Annotated in this window: 12 protein-coding genes and 1 rRNA gene; 8 read left to right on the top strand and 5 right to left on the bottom strand. The window is 45.1% G+C overall.

Annotated elements, in window-relative coordinates; translation table 11 throughout:
- Nucleotides 1-33 precede the first annotated feature (33 nt).
- The 5 genes from mnmE to rpmH form a co-directional block, all read right to left on the bottom strand.
- Nucleotides 34-1,407 (bottom strand): tRNA uridine-5-carboxymethylaminomethyl(34) synthesis GTPase MnmE, encoded by a 1,374-nt coding sequence (gene mnmE / locus AB3351_RS17665; protein WP_371148472.1) that lies wholly within the window; start codon nucleotides 1,405-1,407, stop codon nucleotides 34-36.
- A 186-nt stretch (nucleotides 1,408-1,593) separates the two neighbouring features.
- Nucleotides 1,594-2,352 (bottom strand): RNA-binding cell elongation regulator Jag/EloR, encoded by a 759-nt coding sequence (gene jag / locus AB3351_RS17660; protein ID WP_371148471.1) that lies wholly within the window; start codon nucleotides 2,350-2,352, stop codon nucleotides 1,594-1,596.
- Nucleotides 2,349-3,149 (bottom strand): membrane protein insertase YidC, encoded by an 801-nt coding sequence (yidC, locus tag AB3351_RS17655; protein WP_371148470.1) that lies wholly within the window; start codon nucleotides 3,147-3,149, stop codon nucleotides 2,349-2,351. Before yidC ends, jag begins: the two co-directional genes overlap by 4 nt.
- 81 nt (nucleotides 3,150-3,230) lie before the next feature.
- Nucleotides 3,231-3,599: a ribonuclease P protein component gene (gene rnpA / locus AB3351_RS17650; protein ID WP_371148469.1), complete on the bottom strand. Its 369-nt coding sequence runs from the start codon at nucleotides 3,597-3,599 to the stop codon at nucleotides 3,231-3,233.
- An 87-nt stretch (nucleotides 3,600-3,686) separates the two neighbouring features.
- Nucleotides 3,687-3,821 carry a 50S ribosomal protein L34 gene (rpmH, locus tag AB3351_RS17645; protein ID WP_206248812.1) on the bottom strand — a complete coding sequence of 45 codons (135 nt, stop codon included), beginning with the start codon at nucleotides 3,819-3,821 and terminating at the stop codon, nucleotides 3,687-3,689.
- Between the two features lie 580 nt (nucleotides 3,822-4,401).
- Between rpmH and dnaA the strand changes: the two genes are divergently transcribed.
- The 8 genes from dnaA to AB3351_RS17605 all read left to right on the top strand — a co-directional run.
- Nucleotides 4,402-5,763 (top strand): chromosomal replication initiator protein DnaA, encoded by a 1,362-nt coding sequence (gene dnaA / locus AB3351_RS17640; protein WP_371148468.1) that lies wholly within the window; start codon nucleotides 4,402-4,404, stop codon nucleotides 5,761-5,763.
- A gap of 218 nt (nucleotides 5,764-5,981) precedes the next feature.
- A complete protein-coding gene (gene dnaN, locus AB3351_RS17635; protein ID WP_371148467.1) occupies nucleotides 5,982-7,124 on the top strand; it encodes a DNA polymerase III subunit beta in 1,143 nt (380 codons plus the stop codon).
- A gap of 15 nt (nucleotides 7,125-7,139) precedes the next feature.
- Entirely contained in the window at nucleotides 7,140-7,370 is a 231-nt protein-coding gene (gene yaaA / locus AB3351_RS17630; protein WP_371148466.1) for a S4 domain-containing protein YaaA, read from the top strand.
- A gap of 55 nt (nucleotides 7,371-7,425) precedes the next feature.
- Nucleotides 7,426-8,541, top strand: coding sequence for a DNA replication/repair protein RecF (recF, locus tag AB3351_RS17625; RefSeq protein WP_371148465.1), 1,116 nt, complete (start codon nucleotides 7,426-7,428; stop codon nucleotides 8,539-8,541).
- An 11-nt stretch (nucleotides 8,542-8,552) separates the two neighbouring features.
- Nucleotides 8,553-8,801, top strand: coding sequence for an extracellular matrix regulator RemB (gene remB / locus AB3351_RS17620; RefSeq protein ID WP_371148464.1), 249 nt, complete (start codon nucleotides 8,553-8,555; stop codon nucleotides 8,799-8,801).
- Between the two features lie 7 nt (nucleotides 8,802-8,808).
- Complete coding sequence (gyrB, locus tag AB3351_RS17615; RefSeq protein ID WP_371148463.1) at nucleotides 8,809-10,722, top strand: DNA topoisomerase (ATP-hydrolyzing) subunit B; 1,914 nt, start codon at nucleotides 8,809-8,811, stop codon at nucleotides 10,720-10,722.
- 142 nt (nucleotides 10,723-10,864) lie between these two features.
- The gene (gene gyrA / locus AB3351_RS17610; RefSeq protein WP_371148462.1) at nucleotides 10,865-13,426 is read left to right on the top strand and encodes a DNA gyrase subunit A; all 2,562 of its coding nucleotides are present in this window, start codon (nucleotides 10,865-10,867) and stop codon (nucleotides 13,424-13,426) included.
- A 418-nt stretch (nucleotides 13,427-13,844) separates the two neighbouring features.
- A 16S ribosomal RNA gene (locus tag AB3351_RS17605) occupies nucleotides 13,845-14,082 on the top strand; the annotation flags it as partial.

Here is a 14,082-nt window from a genome sequence, read left to right as displayed (position 1 = left end):
TTCCTCCTCTGCGCGACATACGCGCAACCTTACTTATTTTCCAAGGCAAAATTGAGAAAAAATCTGATCGATCAAGTCATCACTCACCGCATCACCAACTACCTCACCAAGCAGCTCCCACGTACGCCGAATGTCAAATGCCACCATATCTACAGGCAATCCGTTCTCTACTGCCTCAATCGCTTCGCCTATCGTTCTATGAGCCTCATTTAACAACTGAATGTGACGGGCATTACTTACATACGTTAAATCATCGCCCTGTACGGAGCCTGCAAAAAACAGAGACGCAATCGCCTCCTCCAATTGTTCAATGCCCTGCTCTTCCTTTACAGAAATCGTCACAAGCGGAATCTCTTTTGCAAGACTTCGTACTTCTTCCAGGTCAATACGCTGTGGTAAATCGGTTTTGTTGACAATGACAATTGCATTCATCGACTGGACGATAGCTAGCAGACTACGATCTTCATCGGTCAATTCTTCACCGAAATTCAGAATCAAAAGAACTAAATCAGCTTTGCCAAGCATCTCGCGTGAGCGCTCGACGCCGATCCGCTCAACAATATCCTCTGTCTCTCGAATGCCCGCTGTATCAACTAAACGAAGCGGTACGCCCCGCACATTAACGTATTCCTCAATAATATCACGGGTCGTACCTGGAATATCGGTGACAATGGCCTTGACTTCCTGTAGCAAGCTATTGAGAAGAGATGACTTGCCTACATTCGGCCGACCGACAATAACCGTCGACAGACCCTCCCGCAGGATTTTTCCCTGTTTGGCTGTGCGCAGCATTTTCCCAATCTCATCCTGTACCCAACGGCTCTTCTCTGAGAGCAGATTCCGCGTAACCTCATCCACATCATGCTCCGGATAATCAATTGTCACCTCAATATGCGCCATCAGCTCAACCAGTTGGTGTCTAAGCTTACCAATCAGCGTTGACAACTTACCCTGTACCTGATTGACCGCTACCTTCATCGCCCGATCCGTCTTTGCACGAATTAAGTCAATGACCGCTTCCGCCTGTGACAAATCAATCCGTCCGTTGAGGAATGCCCGCTTCGTAAATTCCCCCGGTTCAGCCATACGTACGCCCTGAGCCAGAATTAAGTCAAGCACACGCTTAACCGAGACAATCCCGCCGTGACAGTTAACCTCAACCACATCTTCCCGCGTAAACGTACGCGGTGCTCGCATAATTGATACCATAACTTCTTCAAGTACATCACCAGTCTCATCCACAAGATGGCCATAATGAATCGTATGACTATCCACAGTGGATAAAGCTTCTCGACCTTTAAATATCTTATCCACAGCTTCGACTGCTGCAGGTCCGCTTACGCGAATAATGGCAATGCCGCCCTCACCAAGCGGTGTTGCAATCGCTGTAATCGTATCAAAATCCATGTTTATATCACCACGCAAACTGGCAGTTTTTTTTAAGCTTTCCCTAAATGTATAGAATACCATACTCTATTAACATTTGAGAATATAACAAACGTATTCACAGCATTTTTATCCTTCACTTATCCACAAAAAAAGAATCGCATAGATTCTTTCTACGCGATTCTTACACGATTGCATTTTCTTATTTTACTTCTTCCATGCAATAACTACTCGACGATACGGCTCCGATCCTTCGCTGAATGTCTCTACTTTCGGATGCTTCTGGAGACGGCTGTGGATAATTTTTCGTTCGGCCGGATTCATCGGTTCGAGACGGATTGGTTTGCGAGATTTAACAACCTGATTGGCTATGCGATCAGCGAGCTGTTCAAGCGCTTCCTTCCTTTTCTCCCGATAATTCTCAGCATCAAGCACAATTCGCATGCGTTTATCTGCATGACGATTAGCTACCACATTTACCAGATATTGAAGGGAATCAAGCGTTTGACCACGGCGGCCAATAATGAGGCCAAGTCCTCTGCCTTTAATAATAAACAAAGGATTGCCATCCTTCTTCTGCTCTTCCACTTCAGCATCAATCCCCATTGTCGAGAGGACTTCTTCTAGAAATGCCTTTCCCTGCTGGGTTGCATTGACTCGGGTCGCTACCTTCGACTCTTCCTCCCCTTCTTCTTGAGCAGAAGAGACAAGCGGCTGGTGTTCAGGTTCAGGCACAGGTTCACTTACAGACAGTTCTTGCGCGACGGCAGCGCTCTCTACCTCTGCCGCTTTTTCTTCTAGAATGACTTCTACTTTCGCATCACGGACACCGATCAATCCTAGAAACCCTTTACTCGGCTCTTCAAGCACACGATATGTGACCATCTCACGTGCTACACGAAGTTCCTGCAAGGCGGACTGAATCGCATCCTCCACTGTTTTTCCCGTTGCCGTCACCTTTTTCACTTGTTCTTTCCTCCTTTAGATTTAGGAGTCTTGCTTGAAGTAGCAGTAGCAGCAGAACCAGTATCACGATAAAGGAAATACGTTTGGATAATTGTGAAAATGTTTCCATATACCCAGTATAACGAGAGGGCGGATGGAAGCGTGACCGAGATAACAAGAATCATGACCGGCATGATATAGAGCATCATTTTCATCTGCGGGTTCTCAGACATCGCAGGGCTATTCCGCATCATCATCCACTGCTGCAGGAACGTTGTCCCCGCTGCAAGAATCGGCAGAATAAATAATGGATCCTTCGCTCCTAATTGCAGCCACAAGAAATCGTGGGAGCGGATATCACCCGTACGAATGATCGCGTGATAAAAAGCAAGAAGAATCGGCATCTGAATAAGAATCGGCAAACAACCGGACAGCGGATTTACCTGATGCATCTGATAGAGCTTCATCATCTCCTGCTGATAGCGCTGCGGATCATTCTTATACTTATCGCGCAGCTTTACCATCTCAGGCTGCAGCTCTTGCATCTTCTTACTACTCTTCATCTGCTTAACCATCAGCGGTAAAATCGCTAAGCGGACAATGACAGTTACAATCAAAATCGCTATGCCGTAGCTTCCACCGGCAAACGCTGCGGATTCTTGTAGCATCCAAGAAAGTGGATACACGAAAAACTTGTCCCATATTCCCCCATCCGGGTTAATCGGCAGAGGATTATTAGGATTAGCAGCGGTACATCCTGCGGAAAATACAGCGATCAGCACAAAAAGCAGGGCTATTCGTAATCGCTTGGGAAGCAAGAAAACTCCTCCTTGCAACGTATGTATTTTCGTTCATTATACTTGCACCTTGAAAAAAAATGAAAACTTTCTGAACAAATGTTATGAGGATGTGTTTTTCCCTTTTTTTATTGCTTTAAACAATTTCGCTTTTTTCATGCAGTGATACAGACTTTCTTTGAATTGATGAAATTCCAGGTCAACGGCCGGCTTACGGCAGATCACAATAAAATCCACATCCTGCTTTACCTCATCTGCGCGTAGACGTATGGCCTCTTTAATGGTTCGACGCAAACGGTTTCGCGTTACCGCGTTGCCCATTTTCTTGCTTACAGATACGCCTACCCGAAAATTCTCCTGTTCGTCTTTTGGTAATGAATAAATCACGAACTGGCGATTCGCTACAGAAGTGCCCTTTTGAAATATGACCTGAAACTCTTCATTTTTTCGCAAACGATTATTGCGATACAAGGGAAACACTCCTTACAGCTTTTGTCCTTTTTATCTCTCCGCTTTACCTACAGTAAAACGATAGAAAAGACCACTTTAAAAGTGGCCTTATGCTGATAATACTTTTCTTCCTTTTCTACGACGAGCAGCAAGAACTTTGCGGCCGTTCTTTGTGCTCATACGAGCGCGGAAGCCATGAACTTTTTTACGTTTACGATTGTTCGGGTTAAAAGTTGGTTTCATTATATCCACCTCCTTAGGAAGGTTCCATCCAAATATCATATTACAGACAGTCTAGATTATTATATATATCTTCTTTAATGACTGTCAAGCGCATGTTTATTATCCACATTTTTTATTTCCCAAAGCCATTGTGTATAAAATTATTTCCCGAATAGACTTGTCTACAATTTTCCTAACTGGTTATTCACAAAATATAGTGGTGTGAATATTTTTAGTACACAAGGTGTAGAACATGTGGATAAGTAATAAAAAATCATTGCGGTTCTTACTTTTATCTGCTATCATAATTTTGTTTTAACCGGTGGATAACTATTCAAAAACAAGCGCCTTATCCACAAGCTGTGGATAAAATTGTGGACACTTTTACCGGTATGTGGACAAATAAGTCACAGTTTTGGGGAAACTGTTTAAAAGTGTGGGAAGGCCTTTTTTTTCTGCGGAAAAATTATGAACCGGTTATCCACAACGGTCGATATATTTACACCCCACGATGCAGCATACTTCTTCTTTTGAAACGAACGGTCCGGGTCAATTTTTATACCGGAAGATAGGAGTATGGGAAGGAGAAGGGAGGAGACACATGGTTACCAATGTAAAAGAACTTTGGGACACAACACTTTCACATATACAAACCCGTATTAGCAAACCAAGCTTTGAAACCTGGCTTAAATCGACGAAAGCCACTTCAATCGATGACAATACACTATTGATTACAGCTCCAAATGAATTCACGAGGGATTGGCTGGAATCACGATATTCGGAATTAATTCTTGAGACATTATATGAAGTAACCGGCAAAGTTATTACGATTAAGTTTGTCATCCCGACCTCGAATTCCCAACAAAATGAAGCGGAAACTGGCGCTGCTCATTCCGCCAAAGATAAGCGAAATAATGCGCATGATGATTATCCGCAGACCATGCTGAATCCAAAGTACACATTCGATACGTTTGTGATTGGAGCCGGCAACCGCTTTGCGCATGCTGCTTCTCTTGCAGTAGCCGAAGCACCTGCAAAGGCTTACAATCCTCTTTTTATTTATGGAGGAGTTGGGCTCGGAAAAACGCATCTCATGCATGGCATCGGACATTATGTGCAGGAACAGAATCCGAATGCCCGCGTCGTCTATCTTTCTTCTGAAAAATTTACCAATGAATTTATCAACTCAATTCGTGATAATCAGACCGTTAACTTTCGCAATAAATACCGGAATGTTGACATCCTGCTGATTGATGATATTCAATTCCTGGCTGGAAAAGAGCAGACACAAGAGGAGTTTTTCCATACGTTCAATGCGCTGCATGAAGAAAGCAAACAAATTATTATCTCAAGCGACCGACCTCCAAAGGAGATCCCGACGCTAGAAGACCGGCTGCGTTCCCGCTTCGAATGGGGGCTTATTACCGATATCCAGCCGCCGGATCTTGAGACTCGGATTGCGATTCTGCGCAAAAAAGCAAAAGCGGAAAATCTCGAAATTCCAAACGAAGTAATGGTATACATCGCAAACCAAATCGATACAAACATTCGCGAACTAGAGGGCGCTCTCATCCGTGTTGTAGCCTATTCATCCCTTATCAACCGGGACATTGATTCAGAATTAGCGATGGAGGCTCTAAAGGATATTATTCCTTCCAACAAACCGCGAATCATTAATATCGCTTCTATTCAACAGGTGGTAGGAGAACAATTTAACTTGAAGCTTGAAGATTTCAAAGCAAAGAAACGGACGAAATCAGTTGCTTTTCCTCGACAAATCGCCATGTATTTATCGAGAGAGCTAACCGATTATTCGCTTCCAAAAATCGGGGAGGAATTCGGAGGGCGCGATCACACAACAGTTATCCATGCCCATGAAAAAATTACACAGGCTCTGCAAAGCGACCGCCAGCTGCAGGCAACCATTCAAGAGCTTATTGATATTATTAAAAACGGCCGCTAATTTTTTTTTGTGTTTCTAGCGGTTGTACCCTGTGTATAAATGCGAATAACAGACTTGGCCTGTACACAAAGTTATCCACATGTGTATAGGCTTTATTTCTTTTCTCCTTCCGACTTATTCACATATCCACCGGCCCTATTACTATTACTGGTTTTAAAAAAAGAATAAAATATTAGTATATGATAAAATAATAAATAACATTCCTAGAGGGGGACATAATGGAATTCACGATTCAAAGAGACCAATTGACCAATGCGATTAATACTGTTAGCAAAGCTGTATCCTCTCGCACAACGATCCCCATTCTTACTGGGATTAAGATCGTTGCCCATGAAGATGGCATTACATTGACGGCAAGTGATTCAGATGTTTCAATTGAACAATATATTCCGATGGAATCCGGTGAACACCAATGGATTGAGAATATTACACCGGGGAGCATTGTCCTTCCTTCTCGTTTTTTTGGTGAAATTGTAAGAAAGCTGCCAGGCGACCAAGTTACGCTTTCTGTAAATGACCGATTCGTTACGACCATTTCTTCCGGCCGTTCAGAATTTAATCTAAATGGAATGAATGCAGAGGATTACCCCCGCCTTCCTCAAATTGAAGAAAATAAGGTGTTAAGTTTGCCAGCGGATTTGTTAAAAACAATGATCCGCCAAACTGTCATTGCGGTAGCAACGACGGAGACACGTCCGATTTTGACGGGCGTGATGTGGAGGTTAGCTGATGATGCTCTTACGTTTGTGGCAACCGACAGCCATCGTTTGACCACGCGTACTGCGTCAGTGGAATCGGCAGCAGGATTACAATTCGATAACATCGTCATTCCAGGCAAAAGCTTAACTGAACTTAATAAAATTCTACCTGATGATGATCAGCTCTTAGATCTGGTCATTACTGATAATCAAATTCTTGTTAAAGTGAACCATATACTGTTTTATTCTCGTATTCTTGAGGGAACGTATCCAGATACGAGCCGTATTATCCCGCAAAATACAAAAACAGAAATGATTTTATCTACAAAAGAGTTTCTTGGAGCGATTGAACGGGCAAGCTTATTAGCAAGAGATGGGAAAAACAATGTTGTCCGTTTATTTACTCGTCCGGACGGTGTGGTAGAAATCTCTTCTAATACGCCAGAGGTAGGAAAGGTAACAGAAGAAGTGACCCCATCCTCCCTAGATGGAGAAGACGTAAAGATTTCGTTTAATGCCAAATATATGATTGATGCTCTGCGGGCGGTAGATAGTGCGGAGATTCGCATCGAGTTTACCGGAGCGATGAGTCCGTTCGTTATTCATCCAACAGAGCATGACTGGATGCTGCATCTGATTCTGCCTGTCAGAACGAATCAATAGAGAGCGGGTATTCGTATGGAAAAACAAAAAGTTATCATCAGCACGGATTACATTCCGCTTGGCCAGTTTTTAAAGCTGGCTGAAATTATTGACACAGGCGGACAAGCAAAATTCTTTCTAGCCGAGACCTATATTGAGGTGAACGGAGAAGAAGAGAATCGTCGCGGCAAAAAGTTGTATAATGGAGATATGGTTTTTGTAGATGGATTCGGTACGTATGAAGTGTCACGTCAAGCCGAATCGTAACCAGCGTCATGCGTATTGCAGATAGCGAGGCGTGTGGGCCGGGAGGGAAGACGGTTTGATACTAAAAGAGCTTGAACTTACGCAATATAGAAATTTTGCACATACTCATGTACACTTTGATTCACCAATCGTTTTGTTTGTAGGCCCCAACGCGCAAGGAAAGACTAATATATTAGAATCAATCTATGTGCTGGCGATGGCCAAATCGCATCGAACAAGCAAGGACAGGGAGCTGATCGAGTGGGAGGCACCATTTGCCCGCTTATCTTGCCGGGCAGAACGGCAAATCGGCCCTATTCAGCTTGATATTCAGCTAACGCCAAAGGGGAAGAAAGCAAAGATCAACCACCTAGAGCAGCGAAGGCTGAGCGATTATATCGGGGCGCTGAATGTTGTGATGTTTGCCCCGGAGGATTTAAGTATTGTAAAGGGAAGTCCGATCATCCGCCGGCGTTTTCTTGATATGGAGATTGGACAAGTTTCTAAATCATACTTATACCACACTCTGCAGTACCAAAAACTTGTTCAACAGCGCAATCAGGCGATGAAAGAGTTGCAGTTGGGCAAGTCGTTTGGTGATATGCTAGATGTTTATAACATACAGCTCTCACAGCTAGCAGCCAAAGTATTGTATAAACGGTTTATTTTTATGGAGAAGCTTGAGAAGTGGGGCCAGGACATTCATGCACAAATTACGCAGGGCAGAGAGAAGCTCACTCTTTCTTATGAAAGCACGCTGCCCATCACATCCGATATGTCAGAGAGCGAGGCAGAAGAAGCGGCCTACCGTCATCTAACCTCCATCAAGGATCGTGAAATTGCCCGCGGCACCACATTGGCTGGTCCGCATCGCGATGATATTCACTTTTTTATTAACGGAACGAGTGTACATCAATATGGATCGCAGGGACAACAGCGGACGACTGCATTGTCTCTAAAGTTAGCGGAGATTGAGTTGATCCACCAGGAAGTAGGAGAATATCCCCTGCTTCTCCTAGATGATGTATTGTCTGAGCTGGATGCCGATCGGCAATCGCACCTCTTGCAGAATATCAAAGATCGCGTGCAGACGTTTGTAACAACGACCGGTGTAGAAGGTCTATACCATCAGACGCTGCAGCAGGCATCGATTTACCGGGTAAAGCAAGGAACCATTACACGGGACACCTAAGGAGGAAAAACATGTTTATTCATTTGGGTGGCGAGACGGTTGTGCGGGCGAAAGATGTGGTTACCATTCTTGATTTTCACATGAAGCAATCTTCTAAAATTACCCGGCAATTTCTGCAAAAGGCAGAAGAAAGCGGGCGGATCGTAGCGCTAGACAATGAGCAGACGAAATCCTATGTAGTCACCAAGGATAAGGTGTACTGCTCTCCGATTTCATCGCTTACGTTGAAGCGTCGTGCTAATTTCTTGGAAAGCAGGTGAGGCTCATATGGCAGAAAATACGCAGAACAATTACGGAGCAAGCCAGATTCAAGTCCTCGAAGGATTAGAAGCAGTCCGCAAGCGCCCCGGTATGTATATCGGCTCTACGAGCGCCCGCGGCCTTCATCATTTGGTCTGGGAGGTTGTGGATAACAGTATTGACGAGGCACTTGCCGGGTACTGCGATGATATTCATATCTATGTTCACCCTGATAACAGTGTCTCGGTAACGGATAACGGACGGGGCATTCCTACAGAGGTTCATGAGAAGACGGGAAAATCGACGGTAGAAACTGTCTTAACCGTGCTGCATGCCGGTGGGAAATTCGGCGGAGAGGGTTACAAGGTATCCGGTGGATTGCACGGAGTTGGTGTTTCCGTAGTAAACGCATTATCCAAGTCTCTCACAGTAGAAGTGAAACGTAACGGCAAACGCTATGTCCAGCATTTCGCTTGCGGCGCGCCGCAGGATGAGCTGAAGGTGGTCGGTGAAGCGGAAGATACGGGAACGAAGGTAACATTCCTTCCAGATCCGGAGATTTTTACAGAAGTAACGGTATTCGAGTATGAGATTTTGCAGAAGCGCCTGCGTGAGCTGGCCTTTTTGAATCGCGGTGTGCACATTACCCTGCATGATGAACGGGAAAATAAGACAGATACGTATCATTATGAGGGTGGAATCCGCTCGTTCGTAGAATACTTGAACAAAAATAAAGAAAAACTGCACGAGCCCCCAATTTATATCGAGGGGCAAAAAGATGGACTGATGGTCGAAATCGCCTTGCAGTATAATGATTCGTTTGTTAGCAGCATTTATTCGTATGCGAACAACATTCACACACATGAAGGCGGTACACACGAATCCGGGTTTAAGAGTGCGCTTACTCGTGTGATCAATGATTACGCCCGTAAGAATAACCTGTTGAAGGAAAAAGACGGGAATCTTACCGGAGATGATGTGCGAGAAGGTCTTACAGCGATTATCAGTGTGAAAATTCCTGATCCGCAATTTGAAGGACAGACGAAGACAAAGCTTGGAAACAGTGAAGCCCGCAGCATTACGGAATCATTATTTGCAGAGCATTTCTTCGTATATTTAGATGAGCATCCTCAGGAAGCCAAGCGGGTAGTGGAGAAGAGTCTGATGGCTGCCCGTGCCAGGGAAGCTGCCCGGAAGGCAAGGGAGCTAACACGTCGCAAGAATGCGCTTGAATTCAGTTCCCTGCCGGGCAAATTGGCGGACTGCTCAAGCCGGGATGCATCGATCAGCGAACTCTACGTGGTCGAGGGTGACTCTGCCGGTGGTTCGGCCAAGCAGGGCCGGGATCGTAAATTCCAGGCCATTCTTCCGCTGAAGGGGAAGATTCTGAATGTAGAGAAAGCCCGTCTGGATAAGATTCTCTCCAACATGGAGATTCGTGCTATCATTACAGCTCTTGGTACAGGGATCGGAGAAGATTTTGATATTTCGAAAGCGCGTTATCATCGCATTATTATTATGACGGATGCGGACGTAGATGGTGCTCATATTCGGACGCTGCTGCTGACCTTCTTTTACCGGTATATGCGACCGCTTATCGAGAACGGATACGTATACATTGCCCAACCGCCTCTATACAAATTCCAGCAGGGCAAAGTGGTGCGCTACGCATATAACGAAGCTCAACTGAATCAGATTCGTGCAGAGGCGCCTGCAAGGCCGGAGCCGAACGTACAGCGGTATAAGGGTTTAGGAGAGATGAATCCTGAACAGCTCTGGGAGACAACGATGGATCCAGAAAGCCGTACCCTGCTGCGTGTTGCGCTTGAAGATGCGATGCAGGCAGATGAGATTTTTGAGGCGCTGATGGGTGATAAGGTAGAACCAAGGCGTGAATTTATCCAGGAAAATGCAAAAAGAGTGCGTAATCTCGATATTTAATAAAAAATAAGCCTTCTTCTCTGTTAAGAGGGCTTATTTTCGTACGTAAAGGGAGATAAATGGTATAATAAAATATATAGGCAAAACGATTGCAACCTGCCGTGTGTAGGCCTATTAAACGTTGAACGACGGAGGTAGTGGAATGGCCGAGCAACAATCTAATGTTATTGATATTAATATAAACCAGGAGATGCGCGAATCGTTCCTTGAATACGCGATGAGCGTTATCGTAAGCCGTGCTCTCCCAGATGTTCGTGATGGTCTGAAGCCGGTTCACCGTCGAATTTTGTTTGCGATGAATGAGATGGGTGTGACTCCGGATAAGCCATATAAGAAGTCGGCTCGTATCGTCGGGGATGTTATCGGTAAATACCATCCGCATGGTGATGCAGCGGTATACGAGACGATGGTCCGGATGGCGCAGGATTTCTCTTACCGTTATCCGTTGGTAGACGGACATGGTAACTTTGGTTCTGTAGACGGTGATATGGCGGCGGCTATGCGTTATACGGAAGCAAGAATGTCAAAAATCGCGACCGAGCTGATGCGTGACATCGGCAGGGATACGATCGATTTTGGGCCGAACTATGATGGCAATGAACAGGAACCGCTGGTCATGCCGGCTCGCTTTCCGCACCTTTTGGTGAACGGAGCAGCCGGGATCGCCGTCGGGATGGCGACCAATATTCCGCCGCATAACTTACGGGAAGTGATTGATGGCGTTCTGCTGCTGATCGAGAATCCAGAATGCTCAAATCAGGATCTGATGGAGCACATTACCGGTCCTGATTTTCCGACAGGTGGGCTCATTATGGGACGCGGCGGCATTCGCCGTGCGTATGAGACAGGCCGGGGCTCCGTTATCATTCGGGCCAAAGCCGAAGTGGAGGAGCATAACAATAAAGCAAGAATCATTGTGACGGAAATCCCTTATCAGGTGAACAAAGCTCGCTTGATTGAAAAAATTGCGGAGCTTGTACGTGAGAAAAAGCTTGATGGCATTACAGATTTGCGTGATGAATCCGACCGCAACGGTATGCGTATCGTGATTGAGCTGCGCCGCGACGTAAATCCGCAGGTGATGCTCAACAATCTGTACAAGCATACGGCGATGCAGACAAGCTTTGGTATCAATATGCTGGCACTTGTTAACAATGAGCCGCGTATTTTGAACTTAAGGCAGATGCTGTATTACTATTTGGAGCATCAAAAAGAAGTCATTCGCCGTCGTACACAGTACGATTTGCGCAAAGCCGAAGCGCGCATTCACATTGTGGAAGGCTTGTTGAAGGCCATTGATATTGTGGATGATCTCGTTGACCGTCAGGGTCCGATTCGCTCGGCATCCGACAGGGAGGAAGCCCGGGGATTCTTAATGGCAGAATCATTCACATTGGAAGGCCGAGAGGTTCCGCTTGGATTTACAGTAGAACAGGCAAATGCCATTCTTGATATGCGTCTGCAGGCGTTAACAGGTCTCTCCATTGAGCGGTTAACGGATGAATTCAATGAATTGTCCGCACAGATTGCTGAGCTGCGTGCCATTCTTGGAGACGAACAGCGCATCCTAGGCATTGTAAGCGAAGAACTGACCCTGATTCGGGAAAAATATGGGGATGAGCGTCGCACTGAGATTACAGTAGACATGAACAATATCGAAGATGAAGACCTGATTCCGCAGGAAGAAGTCGTCATTACACTTACGCATCGCGGCTATATTAAGCGGCTTCCGGTCGATACGTACCGTGCGCAGAAGCGTGGCGGACGCGGCATTCAAGGAATGGGTACGAGAGAAGATGACTTTGTCCAGCATTTAATCACGACCAATTCACATCATTACCTTTTATTTTTCACAAACAAAGGGAAGGTATACCGTCTAAAAGCGTATGAAATTCCAGAGTTAAACCGTACAGCCAAGGGTACGCCGATCATTAATCTGCTGCAAATTGAGCAGGATGAGTATATTCAGACGGTTATTCCGATTAAGGAGTTTAGCGCGAATCATTACTTGTTCTTTGCTACAAAGCAGGGGATTGTAAAGCGTTCCGAACTTACATCGTTTAGCAATATTCGACGGATTGGCCTGTTTGCCATCAACTTAAGAGAAGATGACGAGTTGATCGGCGTTCGCTTAACGGATGGCAACCAGAATATTATTATTGGTACCCAGATGGGCATGTCCATTCTCTTCTCGGAAAAAGACGTACGCATCATGGGACGCTCCGCTACAGGTGTAAAAGGAATTAACTTAAGCAGCGGAGACCGTGTAATTGATATGGATATTGCTGAGGAAGAAGCGGATGTTCTGATCGTGACCTCACGTGGATACGGCAAGCGGACGCCTCTTGAATCTTACCGCTTTCAGAGCCGTGGCGGTAAAGGCATTAAGACAATGCATATGACGCAGCGTAACGGTGAGATTGTAGGATTAAAGGTCGTAGATGCTAAGAATGACTTGATGTTGGTGACATCGGCGGGTATTATTATTCGTCTTTGCATCAAAGACATTTCTTCTATGGGACGTAATACGCAAGGGGTTAAGCTTATACGTGTTGGTGAACAGGAAGAAGTAGCGACTGTAGCAAAAGTAGAAGTAACCGAAGAGATAGACGATTTAGAGGACGTAGATAGTGTAGAAAACAAAGACGAAGTACATGAGTCGATCGAGGAAGTACAAAGCAGTCCGATTGATGATGAAGAATAATCAATATTTGTAAGGAATAAAGACAGCATATATGTGTGCTGTCTTTTCTTTATGAAATTTTGTAAAGAAAAGCGGCAGAAGATGTTGACATTCATTGAGAAAGTATAGTACATTATTTTTTGTCGCTTATTACGCATGTTTTTTTGCAGGCAAAAGAAAGAAAAACTTTTTTAAAAAAGTGCTTGCAATTAAATTATAAATGTAATAAGATAATAAAGTCGCCGATGAGATACGGCGCAGCGCGAAAGCGTACTAACAAGTTCCTTGAAAACTGAACAGTGACACTCGATGTGTGCGAGTAAATATATCTGTGAAGGTGATGAATCGCTTTGTAGCGAATGCCTGATCCTTATCACAGACCCCGAAAAGATTTCTTTTCGATTGTAATAAAGCTAGCTTGTCATGAGCGATCAACATCTTATTGGAGAGTTTGATCCTGGCTCAGGACGAACGCTGGCGGCGTGCCTAATACATGCAAGTCGAGCGGACCAAAGAAGAGCTTGCTCTTCTAAGGTTAGCGGCGGACGGGTGAGTAACACGTAGGCAACCTGCCTGTACGACTGGGATAACTCCGGGAAACCGGAGCTAATACCGGATACGTTCTCAGACCGCATGGTCTGAGATGGAAAGGTCTTGTAACCACGTACAGATGGGCC

The sequence above is a fragment of the Aneurinibacillus sp. REN35 genome (assembly GCF_041379945.2).
Lineage (GTDB): Bacteria > Bacillota > Bacilli > Aneurinibacillales > Aneurinibacillaceae > Aneurinibacillus.
Note: the sequence above shows the minus strand (reverse complement) of the source record. Positions and strands in the feature narration are given on the sequence as shown.

Bases quoted from the DNA above. Each gene is read 5' to 3' on its own strand.
- gyrA (WP_371148462.1), top strand. From the start codon at position 10,865: ATGGCCGAGCAACAATCTAATGTTATTGATATTAATATAAACCAGGAG.
- yaaA (WP_371148466.1), top strand. From the start codon at position 7,140: ATGGAAAAACAAAAAGTTATCATCAGCACGGATTACATTCCGCTTGGC.
- rpmH (WP_206248812.1), bottom strand. From the start codon at position 3,821: ATGAAACCAACTTTTAACCCGAACAATCGTAAACGTAAAAAAGTTCAT.
- mnmE (WP_371148472.1), bottom strand. From the start codon at position 1,407: ATGGATTTTGATACGATTACAGCGATTGCAACACCGCTTGGTGAGGGC.
- remB (WP_371148464.1), top strand. From the start codon at position 8,553: ATGTTTATTCATTTGGGTGGCGAGACGGTTGTGCGGGCGAAAGATGTG.
- gyrB (WP_371148463.1), top strand. From the start codon at position 8,809: ATGGCAGAAAATACGCAGAACAATTACGGAGCAAGCCAGATTCAAGTC.
- dnaN (WP_371148467.1), top strand. From the start codon at position 5,982: ATGGAATTCACGATTCAAAGAGACCAATTGACCAATGCGATTAATACT.
- dnaA (WP_371148468.1), top strand. From the start codon at position 4,402: ATGGTTACCAATGTAAAAGAACTTTGGGACACAACACTTTCACATATA.